General features: G+C 65.0%; 17 protein-coding genes, 6 pseudogenes and 1 other annotated feature. Of the genes and pseudogenes, 10 read left to right on the top strand and 13 right to left on the bottom strand.

Annotated features, from left to right (window positions below):
* Positions 1 to 406 precede the first annotated feature (406 nt).
* Positions 407 to 1,162, bottom strand: a pseudogene (locus CBI38_RS31875) (IS701-like element ISRhosp2 family transposase); the annotation flags it as partial.
* 204 nt (positions 1,163 to 1,366) lie between these two features.
* On the opposite strand from CBI38_RS31875, the gene CBI38_RS31870 reads away from it, so the two are divergent.
* On the top strand, positions 1,367 to 2,422 hold the full coding sequence (locus CBI38_RS31870; protein ID WP_109335587.1) for an IS110 family RNA-guided transposase: 1,056 nt from the start codon (positions 1,367 to 1,369) through the stop codon (positions 2,420 to 2,422).
* An 8-nt stretch (positions 2,423 to 2,430) separates the two neighbouring features.
* Here the strand turns inward: CBI38_RS31870 and CBI38_RS31865 are convergent.
* Together CBI38_RS31865 and CBI38_RS31860 are read right to left on the bottom strand one after the other, a co-directional pair.
* Positions 2,431 to 2,820, bottom strand: a pseudogene (locus tag CBI38_RS31865) (IS701 family transposase); the annotation flags it as partial.
* Between the two features lie 109 nt (positions 2,821 to 2,929).
* Positions 2,930 to 4,501, bottom strand: coding sequence for a hypothetical protein (locus CBI38_RS31860; RefSeq protein WP_230990396.1), 1,572 nt, complete (start codon positions 4,499 to 4,501; stop codon positions 2,930 to 2,932).
* A 6-nt stretch (positions 4,502 to 4,507) separates the two neighbouring features.
* Between CBI38_RS31860 and CBI38_RS39565 the strand changes: the two genes are divergently transcribed.
* The 6 genes and pseudogenes from CBI38_RS39565 to CBI38_RS31835 form a co-directional block, all read left to right on the top strand.
* Positions 4,508 to 4,831, top strand: a complete 324-nt coding sequence (locus CBI38_RS39565) for a hypothetical protein (RefSeq protein WP_230990395.1) — start codon at positions 4,508 to 4,510, stop codon at positions 4,829 to 4,831.
* Between the two features lie 67 nt (positions 4,832 to 4,898).
* A complete protein-coding gene (locus CBI38_RS39560) occupies positions 4,899 to 5,084 on the top strand; it encodes a hypothetical protein (protein WP_230990394.1) in 186 nt (61 codons plus the stop codon).
* A 139-nt stretch (positions 5,085 to 5,223) separates the two neighbouring features.
* Positions 5,224 to 5,457 carry an AraC family transcriptional regulator gene (locus CBI38_RS31850; RefSeq protein WP_230990393.1) on the top strand — a complete coding sequence of 78 codons (234 nt, stop codon included), beginning with the start codon at positions 5,224 to 5,226 and terminating at the stop codon, positions 5,455 to 5,457.
* Positions 5,458 to 5,879: 422 nt separating this feature from the next.
* Positions 5,880 to 6,974, top strand: a complete 1,095-nt coding sequence (locus CBI38_RS31845; protein WP_109335586.1) for a HoxN/HupN/NixA family nickel/cobalt transporter — start codon at positions 5,880 to 5,882, stop codon at positions 6,972 to 6,974.
* Between the two features lie 869 nt (positions 6,975 to 7,843).
* Positions 7,844 to 9,361 carry an acetyl-CoA hydrolase/transferase family protein gene (locus CBI38_RS31840; RefSeq protein WP_109336081.1) on the top strand — a complete coding sequence of 506 codons (1,518 nt, stop codon included), beginning with the start codon at positions 7,844 to 7,846 and terminating at the stop codon, positions 9,359 to 9,361.
* A gap of 171 nt (positions 9,362 to 9,532) precedes the next feature.
* Positions 9,533 to 10,505, top strand: a pseudogene (locus CBI38_RS31835) (IS110 family transposase); the annotation flags it as partial.
* Between the two features lie 153 nt (positions 10,506 to 10,658).
* Here the strand turns inward: CBI38_RS31835 and CBI38_RS39555 are convergent.
* The 5 genes and pseudogenes from CBI38_RS39555 to CBI38_RS39550 form a co-directional block, all read right to left on the bottom strand.
* Positions 10,659 to 10,865: pseudogene (locus tag CBI38_RS39555) on the bottom strand (AMP-binding protein); the annotation flags it as partial.
* 2 nt (positions 10,866 to 10,867) lie between these two features.
* Positions 10,868 to 11,665 carry an SDR family NAD(P)-dependent oxidoreductase gene (locus tag CBI38_RS31825; protein ID WP_011600037.1) on the bottom strand — a complete coding sequence of 266 codons (798 nt, stop codon included), beginning with the start codon at positions 11,663 to 11,665 and terminating at the stop codon, positions 10,868 to 10,870.
* Positions 11,666 to 11,675: 10 nt separating this feature from the next.
* Positions 11,676 to 12,473 (bottom strand): SDR family NAD(P)-dependent oxidoreductase, encoded by a 798-nt coding sequence (locus CBI38_RS31820; protein WP_109335585.1) that lies wholly within the window; start codon positions 12,471 to 12,473, stop codon positions 11,676 to 11,678.
* 36 nt (positions 12,474 to 12,509) lie between these two features.
* Positions 12,510 to 13,409, bottom strand: a pseudogene (locus CBI38_RS31815) (alpha/beta hydrolase).
* 51 nt (positions 13,410 to 13,460) lie between these two features.
* Positions 13,461 to 13,763: a helix-turn-helix domain-containing protein gene (locus tag CBI38_RS39550; RefSeq protein WP_230990392.1), complete on the bottom strand. Its 303-nt coding sequence runs from the start codon at positions 13,761 to 13,763 to the stop codon at positions 13,461 to 13,463.
* A 9-nt stretch (positions 13,764 to 13,772) separates the two neighbouring features.
* Between CBI38_RS39550 and CBI38_RS39545 the strand changes: the two genes are divergently transcribed.
* From CBI38_RS39545 to CBI38_RS39540, 3 genes are all read left to right on the top strand, one after another.
* Positions 13,773 to 13,994: a hypothetical protein gene (locus tag CBI38_RS39545; RefSeq protein ID WP_230990391.1), complete on the top strand. Its 222-nt coding sequence runs from the start codon at positions 13,773 to 13,775 to the stop codon at positions 13,992 to 13,994.
* A 91-nt stretch (positions 13,995 to 14,085) separates the two neighbouring features.
* Positions 14,086 to 15,359 (top strand): IS3 family transposase gene (locus CBI38_RS31805; protein WP_109325563.1). Its coding sequence is split into 2 segments (ribosomal slippage): positions 14,086 to 14,362 and positions 14,362 to 15,359, totalling 1,275 coding nucleotides; the frame shifts between segments, so codons are not numbered across the junction.
* Positions 14,358 to 14,489, top strand: a sequence feature (AL1L pseudoknot). (Overlaps the previous gene by 132 nt.)
* Before the next feature lie 22 nt (positions 15,360 to 15,381).
* Positions 15,382 to 15,945 carry a hypothetical protein gene (locus tag CBI38_RS39540; RefSeq protein ID WP_230990390.1) on the top strand — a complete coding sequence of 188 codons (564 nt, stop codon included), beginning with the start codon at positions 15,382 to 15,384 and terminating at the stop codon, positions 15,943 to 15,945.
* Between the two features lie 150 nt (positions 15,946 to 16,095).
* On the opposite strand, the gene CBI38_RS31795 is transcribed toward CBI38_RS39540, so the two are convergent.
* The 5 genes and pseudogenes from CBI38_RS31795 to CBI38_RS31775 form a co-directional block, all read right to left on the bottom strand.
* Positions 16,096 to 17,829, bottom strand: coding sequence for a sigma-54-dependent Fis family transcriptional regulator (locus tag CBI38_RS31795; protein ID WP_230990389.1), 1,734 nt, complete (start codon positions 17,827 to 17,829; stop codon positions 16,096 to 16,098).
* A gap of 177 nt (positions 17,830 to 18,006) precedes the next feature.
* Positions 18,007 to 18,936: pseudogene (locus CBI38_RS31790) on the bottom strand (AMP-binding enzyme); the annotation flags it as partial.
* Positions 18,937 to 19,029: 93 nt separating this feature from the next.
* Positions 19,030 to 19,341 (bottom strand): EthD family reductase, encoded by a 312-nt coding sequence (locus CBI38_RS31785; RefSeq protein ID WP_005564687.1) that lies wholly within the window; start codon positions 19,339 to 19,341, stop codon positions 19,030 to 19,032.
* A gap of 116 nt (positions 19,342 to 19,457) precedes the next feature.
* Positions 19,458 to 20,519 carry an alpha/beta fold hydrolase gene (locus CBI38_RS31780; RefSeq protein ID WP_109335582.1) on the bottom strand — a complete coding sequence of 354 codons (1,062 nt, stop codon included), beginning with the start codon at positions 20,517 to 20,519 and terminating at the stop codon, positions 19,458 to 19,460.
* Positions 20,520 to 20,556: 37 nt separating this feature from the next.
* Positions 20,557 to 22,197 carry a flavin-containing monooxygenase gene (locus tag CBI38_RS31775; RefSeq protein ID WP_007295824.1) on the bottom strand — a complete coding sequence of 547 codons (1,641 nt, stop codon included), beginning with the start codon at positions 22,195 to 22,197 and terminating at the stop codon, positions 20,557 to 20,559.
* Between the last annotated feature and the right edge of the window lie 32 nt (positions 22,198 to 22,229).

The following is a 22,229-nucleotide window of genomic DNA, read 5'->3' as shown; positions in this document are numbered from 1 at the left end:
CTGAAGTCAAGTTCGCTGTTCTCGGGTCGGCTTCGAACGCGTAGCGTGGAACGTGCTCGCTCCACAGCGCAAACACAGCGCACCTGACCTGCCGATACGCACTTCGCGTCATGGTCAACATTCATCGGCGTAGCGAGTGGTGGCGGTCGGCCACTCTGACCGCGAGTCCCTGCGTGAGCCTGCGTCAAAACGAGAGCTGACCACGACATGCCTTGTCGGGCTGGGGCGCAGCCCCGTTAGTACTGCAACGACAGTTTGTGATGTCGATGTTTGTAGTGGCTGGCGCGGGCCCTGGCCTGGCTGGCTCGGCGCCAGTTCGACCAGTGCCAGACGTGGACGAGGGCGTGTCGCACCGGACAGGCGACGCGGTTGAACAATCGCCGGATCTCGTTGATTGTCAGAGGAATTAATTCTCGGGTACCGGTTTCAGATCCCCTTTTTGAGCGCCGCGGCGCAGGATCGTCAGGAAGGCAGCCGCGGCCATCGACAAGGTGATGTGCCGGTACCAGGCCGGGTACCCACGCACCTGGTAGTGATCGAGTCCGGTCTCGTTCTTGGTGGTCTGAAAGCACTCCTCGATCGCCCAGCGACTGCCAGCTACCCGGACCAGCTCGGCGGGTTCGGTGTCGGCGGGGCCATAGCAGATGTAGTAGGCAATCTCGTCGGGGTCGGTGATCGACCGGCGGGCCAGCAGCCAGTGGCCGCAACCCCGTTCGCGCAGTGGCCGAATGTCTACGACCGCCCAGTCGTAGAGCCTGGGTCCGTGGGCGCCGTCGCCGCAGTTTATCCGCTGCCACGCGGTCGCTGGCAGGTCGGCGATCACGGCGTGGGCTCGGCGCTGACGCAACTCCATCGAGATCACCATCTGCGACTTCGGAACGGCGAGAACATGGGCCACACCACGGGATTCGAGCCATAGCCGGAGCTTGCCGACCTGCCCGTAGGCCTCGTCGCCGGTAAACCACCCGAACGGCACCCCGGCATCGAGAGCCCGTTCGATCATCATCTGCGCCAGTTCGGGTTTCGTCGCGAAAGCTACCTCGTCGCCGATCCCGGCAGCCCGGCACCGATCGCGGTCCTCGGTCCAGGCCCTCGGAAGATACAACTCGCGATCGATCAGCGCCCGACCCCGGTCGGAGGCGTAGGCGAGAAACACCCCGATCCCAGTGTCACGATTGATCGTGTCGACCGGTTCGCTCTACCATCCGACCTGCCTTCGTGGCTTCTGCCAGTTCTGCGGCCGGCCGACACACGAAAAGGACCGGCCGACCTGGCTTGAGAGGAGCGTGGCGTCGCCCCGACTGGGATATGCCGATCGACCGGTCCATGCCGTCCCACCCACTAGCAGGGCAGGAGACATACCACCATGATCGTCATCGGGATCGATGCGCACAAGCGCACCCATACGGCCGTTGTCGCCGATCAGAACGGGAGCCAGCTGTCGACGAAAACCACTGGCACCGCCAGCAAGGACCATCTGGCGCTGCTGCGATGGGGCGCAGAACAATGCGACGATCGCATGTGGGCGATCGAGGACTGCCGGCACCTGAGCCGCCGTCTGGAGCGGGACCTGTTGGCCGCCGGTGAACGGGTCGTGCGGGTGCCGCCGAAGCTGATGGCGAACGCGCGTGACGGTGCTCGTACCTATGGAAAGTCCGATCCGATCGACGCGCTCGCGGTGGCTCGGGCCGCCCTGCGGGAACCGAACCTACCGGAAGCCCGGCTCGAGGGTATGGAACGAGAAATTCGACTTCTGGTCGATCACAGGGACGATCTCGTCGCCGAGCGCACCCGCATCATCGGGCGGTTGCGCTGGCATCTGCACGAACTCGATCCTGGCTGGACACCGCCGAAGCGATTGGAACGAGCCAGCGCCTACGACAAGATCGAGGTGTTCTTGTCGGAGTTGTCGGGGCTCGTGTCGGACTTGGCGACGCGCCTCGTCGACCATCTCCGGCGCCTCACCCTCGAGATCGAGGAACTCACCACCGAGATCGAGGAACTCACCACCGAGATCACTGTCCGAACCACGGTGCTGGCACCGTCATTGCTGGCCATCCCCGGATGTGGGCCACTGACGGCGGCGAAGCTGCTCGGTGAGACCGCCGGTGTCGATCGCTTCCGGTCCAAGGATGCCTTCGCCCGCCACAACGGAACCGCACCGCTGCCGGTGTGGTCGTCGAACCATGCCCGACATCGTCTCTCGCGCACCGGGAACCGGCGGATCAACGCAGCGATCCATATCATCGCACTCACCCAGGCTCATTGCCATCCCGACGCCCGAGCCCTCTTGGCCCGGCGCAAAGCGGGCGGTGACGGTGGCATGGAAGCCCTTCGCATCCTCAAGCGCAGACTTTCCGATGTCGTCTATCGCGCCATGCTCGCGGACCGACCACTGATGGGCACCGCGACGGCTGCTTGACAGAGGAGCAAGTGGCAGTTCTCGACCCGGCCCGCGGTCCCCGAGTACTGGCGGGCCACCCCGGCCGAGCGGGTGCCCTTCTTCAAAAATCCTGTCTCGTCGACGATCAACACGCCCTTGTCGGCGTCACCGATCGTCTCGACCAGGACCTCACGCACGTCGTCGCGGAGGCCCTCGCAGTCCCAGGAGTAGAAGTTCAGCAGCCGCTGCATGCCCTCCGGGCCCGCATCACCGGCCGCCTCGGCCAGTGTCCATCCGTTCTTGCGCTCGACCTCACCGAGTAGTCCGCGCACATACGCGGCCATCCGCCGCCGCGACTCCACCCGCGAAAACCGGTGGGCGAACCGCGCACAGAACGCGGTGAACCCCGCTGACCACTCCAGCACCTCTGACTGCACACAAGATCAATTACCACAATAGTCCCGTTAGTCACAAACTGTCGTTGCAGTACTAGGTAGCTAAGAGCGGCGTAGCCGGGTTATGGAGTCAAGTTTTGTGGTGTTCGGGTCATGTTCGACTGCTTGATATTTCAGGCCGCGAGTTGCGCTGTGTCGGTAAGGGTGTCGACGGCGATGCGGTAGGCGGTGGCAGCTGATCGCAGGCGGCCGGGCGTGGTTGTCCGGCGGCGAGTTCGGACAGACCGGTGCGTAGGACCCGATCGTGGACACAGGTGAGGAACTTCGCGGTGTCGAGTCCGTGGTTGGTGACCTGGTAGCGGTGGGTGCCCTCGATCCGGACGATGAGGTTGCGGGTCTTCAGCCGGCGCAGGTCGTAGGTCATCTGCCCGGTGGACACCGTGCCCGGGTCGAGTCCGCGCAGCTCGCCGGTGAGGTTGCGCAAGTCCTTGTTGGTGAAACCGTTCGGGTGCAGCCGGAAGACCAGCAGCGCGGAGAGCAGGGCGTGGCTGCGCTGGTCGGCGAACCGCAAGCCCGGCACTCGGGTGCCGGTGGCGGTGGTGACCGGGCCGGTGATGGCGGCGAGGACGTCGGCGCCGGTGATCGGGTCGTGGCTGAGTCGCCCGGCGCGCAGCAGGCGTCGGTTGGCGTGAAAGCCGATCTCCCGCAGGGCGGGCAGATGTGTCAGTCGTTTCCCGAGGTGGAAATCGCGGGTGTCGTTGATGGTGGTCTCGGTACGCAGGGCGCGTCCCTCCTTGTGGTACTGCTTTATGGTGGTGTGCTTGTAGTCGACGTGCAGGCTGGGGATGACGCCTTCGGTGATCACCCGGGTGCGGAATCGTCCCGGGGTGGCACGCGGCCCCCGGCGCATCAACCGCCGGTCGAACACCAGCTGGACCTGATCGGGGCGACCGAGATCGAGGTTGTCGCGGATGACCTGCTCGAAGAACACCCGCCCCGAGACCGGGGCGTCGAGCATCTGGGTCAGGGAGAACTCCGCCTGGAGGATCGACAGGTCGTAGCGGTAGCCGGCGTCCCGATCGGCGTCGGTGAACGGATCCGGCAGAATCGCCAGCCACTTGCGGAGCAGGGCATCGATCCGGGGACCGGTCAGCCGATCGCAGATCGCCTGCAGCGCGTCGGGGTCGTCGACGGCGGCGAAGGCGTTGTCGAGCGCGGTGAACCCGAGCCCGGCCCTCGCCGCCTGACGTTGGGCCCAATGGTGGCCGTTGATACAGAGTTTGGCGTTGTACGGGAAGTACGAGCAGAATTTGAGGAAGAAAGGTCCGAAGTCCGCGTCGACGCAGTAGAAGTAGTAATGGTTGACCATGCCGGTGGTTTTGACGATCCACGGGTAGCTGTTGCCGTCCGCGTCGCGGCGTTTCTCAGTGCGGAACAACGGGGTCTTCTCCTGCGCCCGTCCGATGAACACCACCCCCTCGGGCGCAGCAAAATGCTCGAGATACTCGTGCATGACATCGTCCTTGCGCTGACCCTTGACGAAGTCGACCCACGGGATGCGGCGGGTGTCGGCGAAACGGTGCACCGCCGCAGCGAAGCGGTCGGTGATCCTGGCCAACGGGGCGGTCGAGGCGATCGGCAACCCGAGCTGTCGGTGCACGTAGGCGACCAGGCCCGGGGCGTACTGCAAACCGGGGACGTAGACGTTGCGAAGCTGACGCACCCGGGAGTGCAAGTCCTGCCCGGCGAGCCGATCGGTAAGTGGCGCAAAGCTATCAATGACTGGATCGGGTACATCCCGCAATGGTGCGGGCTGCGACCGGGATTCAAGACCGAGTACATCGAAGCCCACACCTTCGCCGCTCGCGCCAAATGGAATGCCACCCTGCAGAAAAAGCTCGAAGACACGCTCTCCGAGTTCCTCCTGCCCGGAGACAGCGGAACGCTCCGAACGACAGAGGGCGAGTTCTTCGACGAACTAACCCTCTACACGAACGTCATCATCACCGGGGGCGGCCAAGGCCGATCTCACCGCCTTCACCGAAGCCCGTGACGCCTACGACGCGCTCTCCCCGAGTGAGCGTCTCAAAACCCACGCATGGCTGCTCGAGCTCGGCGTCATGCTATCCGAACCATCAGAACAGTTCGAAGGCCTGTGCGGCAAGCCCCTTGCCGGGGCCACCGGATGGAAACTGGACATTCCCTACGCCGCGCTGCGCGGCGATGTCACAAGGTTCCCCACCGCGGTGCAGCTCACCACCGCAGCCATGGAAGCACCGGTCCAAACGGTAGTCCCCACACCGTAAACAAAGCCTTCCCCCGCGCACCCGCGTGGTCAGCGCACCCGCCCGGCGCAGTGCGCTACGGCCCGCGGCAATGCCCCCGAAGTTCCCGACAAGTCCCGGATCCACACACCTACACGGCTATTGACTAGGAGAAAATGCCATGGCCACACTCTCGGCAGGACAAGCATCGGCTTCGACGCCACCGCCGCCGCCACGATTCGTGAACACCGACTCGAGGCCTGCCGCCAGGCGATGGTGGCCCCACGTAACACCCCCCCGATCCCTAACCGACATCGCAACCCAGTTCGGGTTCGTCGATCTGTCGGTCTTCAGCGGGGCATTCACAGCGACCCACGGCATCAGTCCGAGCCGGTACCGCGAACAACACCGATGATCGAGGCGTGAAAGTCGATCCGCCGAGCGCCGGCACGTCAGTAGTTACATCGGCGCTCCTGATGGGCGCTGCACATTCACGCCATCCGTTCAAGCATCGCGGACCACGACTCGTGGTACCGGATCGGCGGCCGGACAGGTCGCTGATCGCCCGCGAAGCGGACGATGGCGCTGAAAGTAAAAGTGACTGTCACTGAGGGTCAAGTGCTATGTATCGGCGGCTCCTATCCTTCGAAGACGCCCGAAGATCGAAATGGTTCAGCGTCTGCCTGAATCACCAGCGGACTGCACAGTAGTCCGTAGTGCCACAACATATCCGATCCGACGGAGCGTTTGAGGCTGAGCGGCACCCCGGACCAGACGCCGACAGCCGTATCCACCCTCGCGGCCAGCGAACTATCGCTGTAGACACAAAGGACAACCATGGCGTCCGTAGCCCACTCGTTCACCACCCGATGGACCAGCGCCGAGCGATCGCGCCTCGCCGCGATCGTTGCGGCCATCGCCGTCCTGCACGTCCTCGGGTGGAGTTTCTACCTATGGCAGAGTGAAAACCTCGCGGCCGCCAGTGGCTTCGCGGGAGCAGGGACCCTCGCCTACATCCTCGGCATGCGTCACGCCTTCGACGCCGATCACATCGCCGCTATCGACGACACCACACGGCTGATGCTCGTGCGCGGACGACGGCCCGTCGGTGTCGGATTCTTCTTCGCGATGGGCCACAGCGCCGTCGTGCTGGTCCTCGCCGTTCTCGTCGCCTTCGCAGGCGACAACCTCAGCGACACCAGCCTGGACGGGATACGCGGCGTCGGCGGCACAATATCGATCCTGGTCGCGATCGGCTTCATCGCCCTCGTTGCCGCGCTCAACGCCGTCGTGTTGACGGGGCTGACCCGCCTGTGGCGCCAATATCGCGTCGGCATTCTTCGCGCCGAACAGATCGACCTGCAACTGTTGAACCGAGGTCTGGTCAACCGCGTTCTCGGCTCCCGCGCCCGCAACCTGATCAGGTCTTCCTGGCACATGGCGCCACTTGGGTTCCTCTTCGGGCTCGGTCTCGAGACCGCCAGCGAAGTCACCCTGCTGGCGCTGTCGGCGACGACCGCGGTCAACGGCGGTATGTCGTTCGCTGCTGTCCTGACCCTGCCGCTGCTGTTCGCGGCCGGCATGTCGATGATGGACACAGCCGACAGTCTGCTCATGACCCGGGCGTATTCGTGGGCCTACCGCAGCCCTGGCCGTCGCCTGTACTACAACCTGGCCACCACCGCGATGACCGTCGTCATCGGACTGTTCGTGGCCTCGGTCTACCTCGCCGGAGCCCTCACCGACCACTTCGGGGTGACCACCGGCTGGATCGGCTGGTACGGCGCCCTCGCCGATCACTTCGAACTGTTCGGATACGTCATCGTCGGTCTCTTTGTTGCATCCTGGCTGGGCGCGGTGCTGCTCTGGAAACTGCACTACCACAAAGCCGAAGCCGAGCGCGCTCCCGATCCAACCATGTCAGCCTTCTGACCAGGAGAGCACCGGACCACCACCGAGGGTGCCGCTGACCGCACGATGACCACCCATCGGACCAACCAATCGCGCGGAGAGAGATTCGACCGCAACGCAACATGTCGAGGACAACGAGATCCCCGGCCTCGCGATCGTGTGCTCCCCGTTCGGAAGAACCGCCCGCGCCGAGACATTTTGCCGCACAGTCGGGGTGAGCCTCGTCGAGTATCGTGACCTGCTTCGGAATGCGATCGTCCATCAACTGCAGACGCGGTTCGCAAGAATCCCCCATCTCACCGGCGGAGCTGTTCTCCCTCGGTACTGACCGCTCTCACATGGCTGTTCTCGCGGGATCGAGAGTTCCTGTACACGCATCCGGACATCCTGGGCCCAGGTCATCGGGGTGCCGGGGGCGCGCGACGTACCCTCGCGTCGTCGCCGCCCGATCCCTCGCCCACGGCGCCCAACCCGATTCCCGGGGTCCGGCGCCGGATGTTCCGAGATGGCCTGGCGGAGGGCACAGGATCGCTGATCGGCGTGATGTGTCCGGCACCGTCCGGTGCTGCCATCGCCATAGCGGTGACGGACCGCTGTCGGGAGGCCAGGAATCGAGACCCGTCGGCGTCATGTGCGCCCGGCTCTCACCCGGGAAGCTCGGGGGAGTGAGCAGGATCACTCTTCGAGGCGCATTCGGGCGCGACTCGACGGGCGACCTCACGGAGCCGACGAGCGGCGGCCCGGCCGCGACGAACGGTCGAGGACGGCGGGCAGTGGCGAACACCGAATGTGATCCGGTGAACATCACGACCTTTCGGGGTGTTCACGTCACGTGGCCCACTCCTACACTGGCCGCCGTGAGCCTCCAGATCAGTGATCCCGCGTCCCCGGTGCAGTCGAGCCGGATTCGACACTCGGCCCTCCAGCAGAAGGTGACGTCGGCGGAGGAAGCGGTGAAGGCCATCGGTCCGGGGGACACCGTCGCTGTCAGCGGTTTCGCCAGTGCCGGGACACCCAAGGCGGTCATCCCGGCCTTGGCTGACCGGATTCACGCCGCCCGCGCGGCCGGCGCGAATTTCACCATCGACCTGCTGACCGGGGCGTCCGTGTCGACGGAGACCGAGAGGATGCTCACCGAGATCGACGGAATCGCCCTGCGGATGCCCTACCAGGCGGAATCCACGGCACGGCAGAAGATCAACCAGGGGCGCATGGATTACGTCGACATCCACCTCTCGCACGTGGCCCAGCAGGTGTGGGAGGGCTACTACGGCGCGGTGAACGTCGCGGTCGTCGAGGTCTCCGGCATCACCGAGACCGGTGAGCTGATCCCCTCCGCGTCGGTCGGAAACAACAAGACCTGGCTCGACGTCGCGGAGAAAGTCATTCTCGAGGTCAACTCGTGGGTCCCGGACGCCATGGATGGTATCCACGACATCTACTACGGCACAGCCCTGCCCCCGCACCGCCGGCCGATCGAACTCACCGATGTCGAGGACCGCATCGGGCAACCGCACTACCGGGTGGACCCGGCCAAGGTTGTTGCGGTGGTGGAGACGAACGCCCCCGACAGTGCGAGCGCGCTGACCGCTCCGGATGCGGTCAGTGAGGCGATCGCGGCCCACGTGCTGGACTTCTTCGACCACGAGGTGAAGTGTGGCCGACTCCCGGAGAACACCCTGCTGCCACTGCAGGCGGGCATCGGAAACGTGGCCAATGCCGTACTCGGGGGACTCGAGCGCGGCCCGTATCGGGGTTTGACCTGCTATTCCGAGGTCATCCAGGACGGGATGCTGCACTTGATCAAGCACGGCACCGTCCGGTTTGCGTCGGCGACCGCGCTGGCACTCTCGGAGGCCGGGATCGAGGAGTTGACCTCCAACATCGACTTCTACCGGCAGCACATCCGGCTTCGTCCGCAGGAAATCAGCAACCACCCCGAGGTGGTCCGCCGATTGGGAATCATCGCGATGAACGGGATGCTGGAGGCCGACATCTACGGGAACGTCAATTCGACCCACGTGATGGGCACCAAAATCATGAACGGCATCGGCGGATCCGGGGACTTCGCGCGCAACGGGTACCTGTCGATGTTCCTCAGCCCGTCCACGGCGAAGAACGGAGCGATCTCGTCGATCGTCCCGATGACCCCGCACGTCGACCACACCGAGCACGACACCCAAGTGCTGGTGACCGAGCAGGGCCTCGCCGACCTGCGGGGGTTGTCGCCGCGTCGACGGGCACGGGTGATCATCGAGCGCTGCGCGCATCCGGAATTCCGGCCGCTGCTCACCGACTACATCGAGCGGGCGACGGCCACTGCGGGAGCCGGCCAGACGCCGCACCTGCTTGGGGAGGCGTTCTCGTTCCACCAGCGGTACCTGGAGTCCGGCTCGATGCGAGTCTAGGACGGTCACCTTCCCGCTCTCCCGTCGGGCGGTGGACCTTCCGGGGACTCGTCCGGGAGGGTCGGCGACGCGATCTGGGACCTGGTGGGCCCGATGGTCGAGGAGATTCGGATAGCGTACTGACGCAGGGTATGTGGACGCCCTGGGTTGTCGATCGGCCCGTCCACCTAGCGACATTCGGTGGCCCGCAAGAAGTCGGACAAAATCGACGCGCTGACGCTGGCTAACATACTGCGGACCGACGCACATGCTCATCGGCGGCTACCGGGCGATAGCGACCTCGCGCGGGCGATCGCGGTGCTCGCCCGCGCTGCTCAGGATGCAATCTGGCGGCGCACCAGGGCCACTCAAGAACTACGAGCCTTATTGCGTGAGTACTACCCGGGCTTGCTCGACGCCTTCGGGGACGGTGTGCACACCAACCTCGCCACCGTGGAAGCTAGAGCGATTCTGTCGGTGGCGCCGACGCCCGAGCAGGGCGCGAGGTTGACCAAGAGCCGTATCCTTGCGGTGTTGCGTCGGGCGGGGCGGCAGCGGCGCCTCGATGACGCCGCGGCTCGAATCCAGGACGCGCTGCGCCGCCGGCAACTGCGCCAGCCACCCTTGGTGGAGCAGGCGATGGGGCGCCAGGCTCGCGCCCTCGTCGCGACGCTGGACGCCGAGTGCAAGAACGCGCAGGAACTCAATGAGGCTGCGTCCGAATCATTTCGGCAGCCCCCTGGCCATGCGGTCATCACAAGCTTTCCGGGACTTGCCGACGTCACCGGTGCCCGGGTGCTGGCCGAGATCGGCGACGACCGCGACCGCTTTGCCGACGCACGTGGGCTGAAGGCATTTGCTGGGTCGGCACCGGTCACGCGCGCATCGGGGCGCAGTATCGCAGTCACTCACCGCCACGTGAAATACAACCGGCTCGCCGCGGTCGGGGTTGTCTGGGCATTCGTCGCCGCCGGCCGAGGAAGGTGCAGCCCGCGCGTACTACCTTGCCCGGCGCGAACATGGTGATCGCCACGCGGCTGCACTCCGGCATCTGTTCAACCGTACGCTCGGTCAGCTCGATCAGTGCCTGCAAACCGATCAGAAGTACGACGCGATCAAAGCATTTCCCTGTCACGGAACAACGCCAGAGCCTGCCGCCGCTTGACCCGATAACAAGATCGGAGGTCTATCAGCGGTCCGTCGACGCCACCACACCCGGCGACACCACCCCCCCCGGATCATGCGTGAGACAGGGGCAAGGAGTCATACCGGGTCTGGCGACCGTAGCCCTTCTGTGAAGGACCGTAAATAAGGTAACGGGCTTGTCGAGCACGAGGTAGCCGGAGCCGCCGGCGCCGAGTTCGTTGGCGTCGTCGTCGACGATCTTCGCGGAGATGCCGGGCAGGGGTGCCATCGCCGATCCGGGCTTGGTGGCGGTGATCCCGGGAAGCGGGGAGATCATGATCGCGCCGGTCTCGGTCTGCCACCAGGTGTCGACGATCGGGCCCGTGTTCCCGCCGATCACTGTCAGACCGAGTAGCGGCAGAGGGTTTCGCCGCCGTCGATCTTGATCAGGTCACCGTGGATGTAGCTGGACTCGTCCGAGGCGAGGAAGACGGCCAGGTTGGCGACGTCTTCGATCTCTCCCCACCGCTTCAGCGGGATGGAATCGGTGAAGGAGGTGTCGAAGTCCGTGTCGTCGAACAACTCCCGGGTCAGTGCCGTCTTGGCGTAGGTCGGGCAGATGCCGTTGACACGGATCTGGTCCTTTCCGTACTCGATGGCCAGGCACCGGGTCAGGTTCGCCTGGGCGCCCTTGGAGATGTTGTACACCGACTGATTCGGGTGGCCCTGCAGCCCGGCGGTGGAGACGATGTTGACGATGTTGCCGCCGTCGCCCTGGGTCAGGAACTGCTTGATTGCTTCCTGGGCGCCGAAGAACGTGCCCTTGGCGTTGACGTCGAAGCACACGTCGAGGTCAGCCTCGCTGAACTCGTGCAGCCGCTTGCCGGCGCGGAAGATCCCGGCGTTGTTGATGAAGACGTCGAGGCGGCCGAACTCGGCAACGGTCTGCTTGACGAGTGCAGCCACTTCAGTGGACTTGGTGACGTCGGCCTGGACGAAGATCGCTTCGCCGCCGGACTTTTGGATCGACTCCGCGGTGGTCGGTGCCGCGTCGTCCTCGAAGCCTCCGGTGGTCGGCTGCTCGTGGATGTCGCTGATGACCAGCTTGGCGCCTTCGGTGGCGCAGGCCTTGGCGATGCCGCGGCCGAGACCGGAACTCGATCCGGTGACAACGATGACCTTGTTCTGTAGGCGGTTCATGGTTCTCCAATCAGGGGGCGGTGTAGCCTCCGTCGATGGTCAGCAGGGATCCGGTGGCCCAGCGGGCGTCACCGGAGGCGAGGAACACGGTGGCCTGCGCGACATCCTCGGCGGTGCCGAGTTCGGGCCACGGCGACTTCGCGTGCAGCGCCTTGTTCAGTTCCGGGTCGTCGAGGAACGGGCGCACCATGGCGGTGGCCAGAAAGCCGGGGCACACGGCGTTGACGTTGATCCGCTCGGCGGCGAAATCGACGGCCAGCTGGCGGGTCAGATTGACCACCGCACCCTTGGCGGCGCAGTAGCCGGATTCGGCGGCCAGGCCGACCAGACCACCGATCGAGGCGATGTTGACCACCCATCCGCGGGAGCCGTCCACCGGATCCTGGGTGAGCATCTGAGCGATGGCGAACTTGCTGCCGAGCCAGACGCTCTTGGAGTTGATCCGCATGGTGCGGTCGTAGTCTTCTTCGGTCTCGTCGACGATGGTGTGCAGCCCGGTGAAGATGCCGGCGTTGTTGACCATCACATCGAGACGGCCGAAGCTGTTGACCGCGGTCGTGACCAGGTTGTCCATCGACGCATAATTCCCGGCGTCGGCGTCGATATACTGCGATTTGCCCTGGGCGACGATCAGTTCGTCGGTGGGGACGTTGGCGTTCTCCTCGTAGCCGCCCTCGCGGGCCTCACGGCGGACGTCCGAACACACCACGGTCGCGCCCTCGGCGGCCAGCGCCAAAGCGATCGCGCGGCCGTTGCCGGAGCTGGATCCGGTGACGACGGCGATCTTGTTCTGCAGACGGTTTCCCATCACTGCACTCCTCGAATGTTGTGGGTCAGAGCCGGATCAGTGGGCCAGGTGCTGGACGAACCAGTCCCGGGCCAGGGAGCTCGACTGCTCGAATCCTTTGGTGTAGATGTCGAAGTGCCCGCCGGGCAGGATCTCGATCCGCTAGGGCTCGCGGGCCTTCTCGAAGGCGGCGATCGCCAGATCGGTCGGGGTGAGCACGTCGTTGACAGCCGGCAACAGCAGCAGCGGGGTCGGGCTGATGTAGGCGATGTAGTCGGCGGGCACGTATTCGCCGAGCATCTCGACGCTGCGCAGGGTCACCTCGTTGCGCCAGGACGGCGCAATCGTCTCGTGGCCCTCGGTGAACCACTGGTAGGAGTCCGGAGTCGGCAGCGCGGAGGGAGCGTGCGGGTCCGCGTCGACCACCGGCACCATCGCCGGCGCCTCACCGTTGAATCGGGCCAGGCGGTCGGCGTCGAACTGCTCACGGAAACCCTCGATGAAGTCCGGGCGCACCAAACGACGCAGGTTCTGGTAGCCGTCGACCAGGGCCCCCTGGCTCACCACGGCCTTGACGCGGCGGTCGAGCGCGGACACGACGAGCATGTGGCCGCCGGAATAGCTGCTGCCCCACAACCGATGTTGTTGGAGTCGACCTCGGCCAAGGTGGTGGCGAAGGTGATGGCGTGCCGGTAGTCGCGAATCTGCTGCACGGATCGATCTCCTGGCGGGGATCGATCCGTGGCTCGCACCGAAGTTGCGGTTGTCGAAGACGAGCGCGTTGAGTCCCGCCGCGGCGAACACCTCGGCGTACCGGTCCAGGTACATCTCCTTGACCGCGGAATATCCGTGTGCCATCACGATCGTCGGGCGTGCACCGACGGAATCGTCTGCGGTGTAGAACCATCCGCGGAGCGTGGTGCCTTCTGCGCTGAACTCGATATCACGGCGCGTCATCGTTGATCTCCTTCAGTGGGTGGAATCCCAGCCCAGAAGCAGTACTGCAGCTCACCGTTGGGCTGGTGGGACTCCAGTCTCAATCAGTCCGTCAGTGAGACCGTGAACACGCGGGACATCTTGTTGCATCGTTGCGCCACCTTTGGCGAGGTACGCCTCCCGGAACTCCTTTGGGGTGGTGCCGTAGGTCGACTTGAAGGTGCGGGTGAAGTGGGGGCCGTCCGAGAAACCCCATTTGGTGGCGATGGCACCGATCGGCTTGCCCGGTCCATGAGCTCGCCGCGAGCGCGTGCGAGGCGGCGGATGCGGATGGTGCCGCTGACGGTCTGGCCGGTGGCGGTTGACGGTGCGCACGGACACTCCGTGAGCGGCGGCGATCGCACCGGGATTCAGGTGCTCGTCGAGCAGATTCTGTTCGATGAACCGGTCGATGGCGTCGCGCAGAGCCGGGCCGCTGCCCGGGGAGAGGTGTCGACGGTGTCTGGACGGACGGCGCCGATCAGCAGTTCGAGAGTGGCGTTGCGGGCCGCGGCGACGGCGGACTGGCTCAACCGGGGCAGGCTGCTGGCGAGGGTGTCGAGGTAGCTGGTGAGCAGCTGGCTTGCCGGCGAGTCTCCGCGCAGCGTGAATCGTCCCGAGTTTGATGCACACCTTCTTTCTTGGGAAGGTGATCCTTATGCCGAATGTCTATCCAGCCGAGGTGCGGGAGAAGGCCGTGCGCCTGGTCCTCGAACACCGTGACGAGTACGCCTCGGAGTACGAGGCGATCCGTACGATCGCCGAGCGGATGTCCCTGAAGACGGAGACGGTGCGGGTGTGGGTCCGCAAGGCCGAGGCGGCGGGTGGCGGCACCCCGGCTGCGTCGGCATCGGAGGCTGAGGCCGAACTGCGGGCTTTGCGGCGGAAGAACGCCGAGCTCGAGAAGACCATCGAAATATTGAAGGCTGCAACGTCTTTCTTCGCGCGGGAGTGCGACCCGCCACGCAAGTGATCTGCCGGTTCATCGCCGAACACCGCGATCAGTTCGGGGTCGTACCGATCTGCCGGGTGCTCACCGAGCACGGGTGCACGATCGCCCCGAGAACCTTCTACGCCTGGCGCAGCCGGCCGTTGTCGAAACGGGCATTGTGGGACGCCACCATCACCGCGGTGCTGGCCTCCTACTACGTCGAGCGGGACGAGCACGGTCGACGCAGGCCGGAGTCGCTGTACGGCTCGTTGAAGATGTGGGCCCACCTGCGCCGTCAGGGCATCGAGGTGGCCCGCTGCACCGTCGAACGGCTCATGCGCGTCAACGGGTGGCGCGGTGCCAGCAGGGCGAAGAGGGTCCGCACCACCGTGCCGGAGCCGTCGGCGCCGCGGCCGCCGGATCTGGTCGACCGGAACTTCCGGGTCGATCGGCCCGACGCGCTCTATGTCGCGGACTTCACGTACGTCCGGATGGTGTCCGGCTTCGCGTACACGGCGTTCGTCATCGATGCGTTCGCCGGCACGATCGTCGGTTGGGAGGTGTCGACGTCGAAGGAGACCGCGTTCGTGCAGCGGGCGGTGAACCAGGCCTGCACCTTGCGGACGATGCAAGGTAACCCATTGCGCGGAAACACTATTCACCACAGCGACGCGGGGTCGCAATATACGGCTCTGCGCTTCGGGGAGACCTTGTTCCTGCAGGGACTGCTGCCGTCGATCGGGTCGGTGGCCGACGCCTTCGACAACGCCCTCGCCGAGACGACGGTCGGGCTCTACAAGGCCGAGTGCATCGCCGACGACTCCCCGTTCCGCATCGGGCCGCTACGCACCGTCAGCGACGTCGAGGAGGCCACCTCGGCGTGGGTGCACTGGTACAACACCGACCGGCTGATGCACCGCCTTGGGCGGATCCCACCCACCGAGTACGAGGCCAGGTACTACGCTGCAGAACGTGCCGATCAACCGGTCGCACACAAATAACAGTGTGTGCATCGGACCCGGGATGGTTCAGCGTGAGCTCGGGATGCGCCCACGCCTTGCCGCCTACCTCATCGAGCGCGGCCCGGGGAATGATCAAACTCCGGTTGGACAATTTTTCCCACACGAATCGGGCGGCCTTGGTGCTGTCCCAGGCCACGGCATCGCCTGGTCCGACATTGACGGTGATGTCATCCTGGGTGACGGTTTCCCGGCCGGCCCGGTTGATCAGAACGACGAAGAACTCCCCGTCGGTGTCTGCCACCTGACGGCGCTGCCGAGTGCCCGAGCAGGGATCGCATTCACAATCGACGAGCGCCAGATCATCGATTCACCAGCGCCGAACGTAGGCGTCGAACGGCCGCGAGGTGTCGTCAGGAACGGTCACCGACCACGGCAGGTGGGTCGTGGACAGCATCTGCTCCCACCGCTGCACCCTCTCGCCTGCGGCTTCGTCGTCCGCCAGTTCGGGAGCCGGTATTCGTCGTCTCGTGCTGTCATCGTCTTCTCCATTCCGCGGGGCGCATTGCCCACCCGGGATCAGGTGATCCACGGTACTGCCCTGCCGTCGCGGTCTGCGATCTGCTGAGCGCTGCTGTCACACTCTCTGCCCGGCGGTGCGGCGAAACTAGAACCAGCGGGACAGGTTTATGAAGATTCACGACACCCTCGGTCGTGATCGTCGACTTCCGGCGTCGAGACACCGGATGTCTGGACCGATGAGCCTGCGCCGAGGAGGTCACAGGTGAATGCCGAAGGTGTCGATCTTTCGATAGAGCGACGACCGGGCGATCCCCAGTGATTTCGCGGCTGCCACGCGGTTGCCGCCGCATTCGCGGAGCGCCACCACGATGGCATCGCGTTCGGCGCTCTCCATCGCCGTCATCGTTCTCCGAGGCGCCGAACTGAGTGCGGGTGGCAGGTCGACTGCGGTGATCACCCCCGCCGGCTTGGCGCGCAGAGCGTGCTTGAGCGTGTCCACGAGTTCGGTGATGTTGCCCGGCCAGTGGTATTTCTTCAGCACCCGTAACACGTCGTCGGGGATGTCGGCGTCGCGGTGAGGTGCGAGCTGCCCCAAGCACATTCGAATGATTGCCGGTACGTCGCCGGGATGGTGTCGCAACGCGGGGACATCGATTGTCGTGGTGAAGTTGCGAGCAAGGGCGGAGTGCAGGAGCCGATCTCCGTCGGTGGACGAGGTGGCAACGATCCACCGTGCCGGATAGCTGCGCTGATCGGCGGACACCACATCGGAGACGGCCTGGTCCAGGCGTGCGTCGAGCAGGTCGATATCGCGGAGAACGACGGTGGTGGCGGCGGAATCCAGCGCGCTTCTCAGGCGTTCCTCGACGGATTCCGTGGGGTTACAGTCCACGACGGCAATCGGTGCTTGGGGGTTCTTGTACAGATGTGCCCCGCGCGCAAGGGTGAGCCTGCCGCTTCCACCTTCTCCCCGCAGGATCGTGTTGGCATCGGTGGATGCCAGGGAGATCAGCTCCCTGCTGCACCGGGTCCATTGCGGTGAGGATCCGGTCGATCCGGGCAGCGCAGGAAGGCTGCGGTGGTGCGTGGTCGAGGACCTGGGGTGCGGAGGCCGTTCGACTTCGAGGATCACTCCCGCGACCTCGGCACCGTCCTCGATGATGTTGCGCTTGACCGTGATGGTGCCGCCCGAGGGGAGGTGAAGGGCGAGCTGGGTGATCCGCGAGGGGCCGAGCAGCGAATGTGCTTCCTCGCGGAGGAACGCCTCGTCGATCGGATCGAGCAGGCGAGAACCGATGGTGTTCGACATGAAGACGCCGCAGCTCAGTGAGTACACCGCGACCTGTCGACGTCGACAGGCTGCGAGGAACTCTCCCAGCACGAGCTGTTGTTTCGCCGATCCTGTCGAACGCAGTGCCGACTCGACGTCCCGTGCAGCCCCGAGCGCGAGTTGACGCATCAGCGGGTTCGCCTCTCGGGCGAGACCGCTGATATCGATCAATCCTTCGACACGTCCGAGGATCGGGTTGTGGATGGGCGCGCCGGCGCAGGTGAAATCGTGGATTGCCTCGTGAAAGTGCTCGCGGCCGTCGACGTAGACGGCCATGCCGGTCTCGAGGGCGGTGCCGACGCCATTGGTGCCGATGAGTTCCTCGGAGTAGTTGAACCCTGGCGCGAAATAGACGCTGTCGAGCTTGGCGGCAAGGACAGGATCATTGTCGCGCCGCAGCATGACTTGGGCATGCTCGTCGGTCAGCGCGACGCTGAGTGACATTCCGGACAGGTCGTCGTGCAGGCGATCGAGGATCGGTGAGGCGCATTGCACCAGCCGGCGACGCAGGTCGAGGTCTTCGACGAACTGGAGACGAGGAGGGCTCGAACCGTCCGGCACCACGCCCGCCTGACGAGATCGCTGCCACGACTGGGCGATGAAGCTGGAGACCTCGTCCGTTGCGGACAGGGATGAAGCGGGGCGACGATCGGTAGTCACTCGCCGCCGCCTAGGGTCGCTGTCCATCAAATCTCCGTCCTGGTGTCTCCGACGCACCCCACTACTGTGTCGCAGGTCACTTTCCCTGAGTGTCCCAGAATAGGACATCGGAAACCTGCGTCGACCCGCGACCGACCGTCCGGGCGGATGCCGGCACTGCGGATTCGCAGCGCCGAGCTATTCGCCGCGGAGCGCCGGTCTCAGCGCGTCGAGCACCGCAGGGTCCTCGATGGTGGAGGGGACCGGCTCGTCGCGGCCGTCGGCGATGGCCCGCATCGACTTGCGGAGGATCTTGCCCGACCGCGTTTTCGGCAGTGCCTCCACGATGGTCACCTGCCGGAAGGCTGCCGCGGCGCCGATGTCTCGACGCATCGCGGCGATCAACTCGCCCTGCAGCGTGTCGTGATCGATGTCGATTCCATCTTTGAGCACCACGAACCCGCGCGGCAGTTGACCCTTCAACCGGTCGGCCACGCCGATCACCGCGCACTCGGCCACCGCCGGGTGCGCCGCCAGCACCGCCTCCATCAACCCAGGGGAGAGCCGGTGCCCGGCGACGTTGATCACGTCGTCGGTACGTCCCATCACGAACAGGTAGCCGTCCTCATCGAGGTATCCGCCGTCACCGGTGAGGTAGTAGCCAGGGAACCGCGTCAGGTAGGACGCGACATACCGTTCGTCGGCGCCCCACAGGGTGGGCAAGGTGCCCGGCGGCATCGGCAGCTTCAGGCAGACCGCGCCTTCCTGACCGGGCCCCATCTCGCTGCCGTCCTCGTCCAGAATCCGCACGTCGTACCCGGGCACCGGCACCGACGGCGAACCGGCCTTGATCGGCATCGGTTCCAACCCGCGCAGGTTCGCCGCGATCGGCCATCCGGTCTCGGTCTGCCACCAGTGGTCGACCACCGGTACACCCAACTTGGCCTGCGCCCACCGGTAGGTCTCCGGGTCCAGCCGCTCACCGGCCAGGAACAACGACCGGAACTTCGACAGATCGTAGTGCGCCACCTCGGCCGCCTCGGGATCCACCTTTCTGACCGCGCGCAGCGCGGTAGGGGCGGTGAACAGGGCTTTCGCTCCGTATTCGGAAATGACCCGCCAGAGAGCGGACATTGCGTGTGACGGGTGGTTGGCGGAGCCACCGAACGGCGCATCCCGGACCGCGGGGCGTTCACGGTCCGGGATGTGCGCGGCCTCAGGTCAGGCGGAGGGGATGAAGTCGTCGGTGACGAACAGGGTGGCTCCGCCGGTGGCGAAGTTTCCGATGTCGGCGGCGGCGGCCTGCCCTTCGGGTGAGGCGAGTCCGTCGTCGAGTGCCTGCCGGGAGTCGAAGCTCAAGACGGCAACGAGGTGGTAGGGCGCCTGCGACTGGTCGAGGGCGCTGACCTTGCCGGCGTGCCAGGTGCGAACACCGGGGATCTTGTCGGCCAGTGGGCGATGGGTGGTGCTGTAGTACTGGTCGAAGGACGCGGGTTCGTCCGGGTGGCCGTAACAGACGATCAGATGATGCATCGATTTTCTCCGAAAGGGTTGTCAGACAGCAGGATTATTGGACCCGGGCGACCGGGTGGTTCGCGGCGGATGAGCTGGCTGTGTCGATCAAGCTCGACGCCGCGCCCGGCCCGGCTTCAGACCTCGATGTCGAGGAGGTCCCCGAGGTGCCGGTCGATCTGGGGCATGTAGGTCGGTGAAACACCGAACAGACCCAAGTGACCAAGGGTGTCCTCGACGACCCGCAGTTCGCTGTTCTTGATCAATTCCTGCTCCGGGACACAGTCCCGGACCGGGAACAGTTGATCCTCGTCGATGGGCATGACGAAGGTCTTGGCGGTGATGCGGCCGAGTGCTGCCGCCAGGTCACCGCCGGTATGGCGGGCGACGTCACCGCGCTGCCACGCCCACGACTGCGTGAGGAGCGCGTTGGGGTCCATCGCAGTGAAGTAGGGCTCGAGGAATCCGCTCAGGAACGCCTCCTTGGAGTCGAACTCCATCGCCCGCCACACCTCATGCTTCCAGAACTCGGTGGAGAATCCGACGATGGCCCAGATGTGGGCCTGCCGGATGAGCCCGTCGACGACCTGTTCGTTGGAGGTGTATTCCCCGCCGTTCCAGCCCGGACTCGACTGGATCGCTTCGCGCATCGCCTCGGCGATGAGGAAGTCGCCCGGCGTGTTCTGTGCTGTGCCCGCAATCGGCGCGGCGCGCAGCACCTTGTCGGGGAAGCGCACCGCCCACTCGTAGGTCTGCTGGGCGCCCATCGACCCGCCGGTCACCAGGGCGAGGCGTTCGATGCCGAAGTGCTCACGCAGCAGTCGCTCCTGCGCGACCACGTTGTCGCCGATGCGGACGTGCGGGAACTTCGACATCGCAATACCGGCGTTGGCGCCGGCGGCATTATGTGGGGAGACCGACAGCCCGCTGCCGATCTGGTCGATGCAGACGATGAAGTATTTCTCCGGGTTGAGCGCGTGGTCGGGGCCGATGTAGACATCCCGCCAGATCTGGTGTGTACCCGAATACCACGTCGGGATGAGGATCGCGTTGTCCTTGGCCTCGTTCAATACGCCGAAGGTTGCCACCGCCAGCTGGCAGTCGGGGATGGAACCGCCTTCCTCCAAGTCGAGCTGTCCGATGCCGATCAGTTCGTAATCGCCATGAAATTCGTCTGTGTAGTACGGGTTCTCGATCATTGTCGTCCTCCTTTGGGCCGATGAAATGGATGTCGGATCAGCTCAGTTGAAAACCCTTGTACCCGGCGGCCGCTGCGGCGAGGGTCTTCTCCCGATAGGTGCCGACTCCGCCGATGTAGGACAACACTCGCCGAGGCTTGCCCGGGACGTTGGCGCCGTTGTACCAAGAGTCCGTCTTCGAGACCAGCGTGGCGTTCGCGGTCTCGTCGTGATGGGCGACCCACTCGTCTTCACCGGCCAGCGTCGGCTCGATGACGGTGTGGTCGTGCGCCCGCATGTACCGGATGCATTCGGCGATCCACTCGGTCTGTTGCTGCAGGCAGGTGGTCATATTGCACAGTGCCGCGGAAGGCGCCAGAGGGGCACCGGTCGTGAGCATGTTGGGGTAGCCGTGCACCATCAAGCCCATGGTCGTGCGGATGTCGCGATTCCAGTCGTCCTTCAGTGCCCGGCCGCCGCGCCCACGGATGTCGATCCGCGTCAAAGATCCGGTGCCGGCGTCGAAGCCCGTGGCCATCACGATGACATCGACCTCGTGCAGCGTTCCGTCGGCCAGGACCAAGCCCTGGGGCACGATCCGGGTGATCGGGTTGTCGCGGACTCCGATGGCCTCGACGTTCGGGCGGTGATAGGTCTCGAGGTAGTTCGTTTCCAACGGCACACGATGTGTTCCGAAGCCGTAGTCGGTGGGGATGAGCAGGTCGCACAGGTGGGGATCCTGGAGCCGTGCGCGCATCTTGCGCCGAACGAACTCCGAGATCTCTTCGCTGATCTCCTCGTCGTAGAACATCTCACCGAACGAGGCGAGCCACAGCTTCAACGAGCCGTTCTCGTAGATCTCCTCGAGTACATCGTTGCGCTGCTCCGGTGTCAGATCCGCCCACACGTGCTCGAAGTCGTACTCGAAGCCGCTGAACGTATTCGGCAATGTTTCTTTCAGCTCGGCGAACCGGCTCTTGTACGCCGCCACGTCCGACTCGTCGAAGGTGGGGTTCTTCATCGGGAGGGCGTACTGAGGTGTGCGGATGAAGACCTTCAGATGTTCGACCTTGTCGGCCACGGTCTGGATCACCTGGATGCCGGTGGCACCGACGCCGATGACGGCGACACGTTTGCCGTCGAGATCGGCGCCCTCTTTCGGCCAGCGGGAGGTGTGGAAGATCGGCCCGCTGAATTCTTCCTGGCCCTCGAACACGTACGACATCGGAGCCGAGAGCATTCCGCTGCAGGTGACCAGGAACCGGGTGGTGATCGTCTCGCCGCGATCGGTCCGCACGATCCACTTGTCGGCCCGCTCGTCGTAGTGCGCACTGGTGATCATGGTGGACAGTTGGATGTCGCGGCGAAGGTCGAGGGTGTCTGCGACGTAATGCATCCAGCGCTCGATCTCCGGTTGGCCGGGGAAACGCTGGCTCCAACTCCAGTTCTTGTACAGCTCTTCCGAGAACAGGTACTGGTAGATGTACGCCTCGGAATCGAAGCGCGCACCGGGATAGCGGTTCCAGTACCACGTGCCGCCGACGTCGCCGGCGGTGTCGTAGGCCCGCACTCGCAGACCCTGTTCGCGGAGCTGGTGCAGCTGGTACAGACCGGCAACCCCCGCGCCGATGATCAGCGCATCCAGTTCGAGCGATTCCGTTGCCGAAGTTTCCGTGGGCGCAGAAGCCGTAGTCGACATCTCATACCTTTCTGTGGTTCAGGTCACTGAGA

The sequence above is a fragment of the Rhodococcus oxybenzonivorans genome (genome assembly GCF_003130705.1).
GTDB classification, from domain to species: domain Bacteria; phylum Actinomycetota; class Actinomycetes; order Mycobacteriales; family Mycobacteriaceae; genus Rhodococcus_F; species Rhodococcus_F oxybenzonivorans.
This window is presented reverse-complemented; position numbering and strand designations above follow the sequence as displayed.

Bases quoted from the DNA above. Each gene is read 5' to 3' on its own strand.
- CBI38_RS39560 (WP_230990394.1), top strand. From the start codon at position 4,899: ATGCTATCCGAACCATCAGAACAGTTCGAAGGCCTGTGCGGCAAGCCC.
- CBI38_RS31850 (WP_230990393.1), top strand. From the start codon at position 5,224: ATGGCCACACTCTCGGCAGGACAAGCATCGGCTTCGACGCCACCGCCG.
- CBI38_RS31870 (WP_109335587.1), top strand. From the start codon at position 1,367: ATGATCGTCATCGGGATCGATGCGCACAAGCGCACCCATACGGCCGTT.
- CBI38_RS31820 (WP_109335585.1), bottom strand. From the start codon at position 12,473: ATGGGAAACCGTCTGCAGAACAAGATCGCCGTCGTCACCGGATCCAGC.
- CBI38_RS39540 (WP_230990390.1), top strand. From the start codon at position 15,382: ATGGTTCAGCGTGAGCTCGGGATGCGCCCACGCCTTGCCGCCTACCTC.
- CBI38_RS31825 (WP_011600037.1), bottom strand. From the start codon at position 11,665: ATGAACCGCCTACAGAACAAGGTCATCGTTGTCACCGGATCGAGTTCC.
- CBI38_RS31845 (WP_109335586.1), top strand. From the start codon at position 5,880: ATGGCGTCCGTAGCCCACTCGTTCACCACCCGATGGACCAGCGCCGAG.
- CBI38_RS31785 (WP_005564687.1), bottom strand. From the start codon at position 19,341: ATGCATCATCTGATCGTCTGTTACGGCCACCCGGACGAACCCGCGTCC.
- CBI38_RS31775 (WP_007295824.1), bottom strand. From the start codon at position 22,197: ATGTCGACTACGGCTTCTGCGCCCACGGAAACTTCGGCAACGGAATCG.
- CBI38_RS31780 (WP_109335582.1), bottom strand. From the start codon at position 20,519: ATGATCGAGAACCCGTACTACACAGACGAATTTCATGGCGATTACGAA.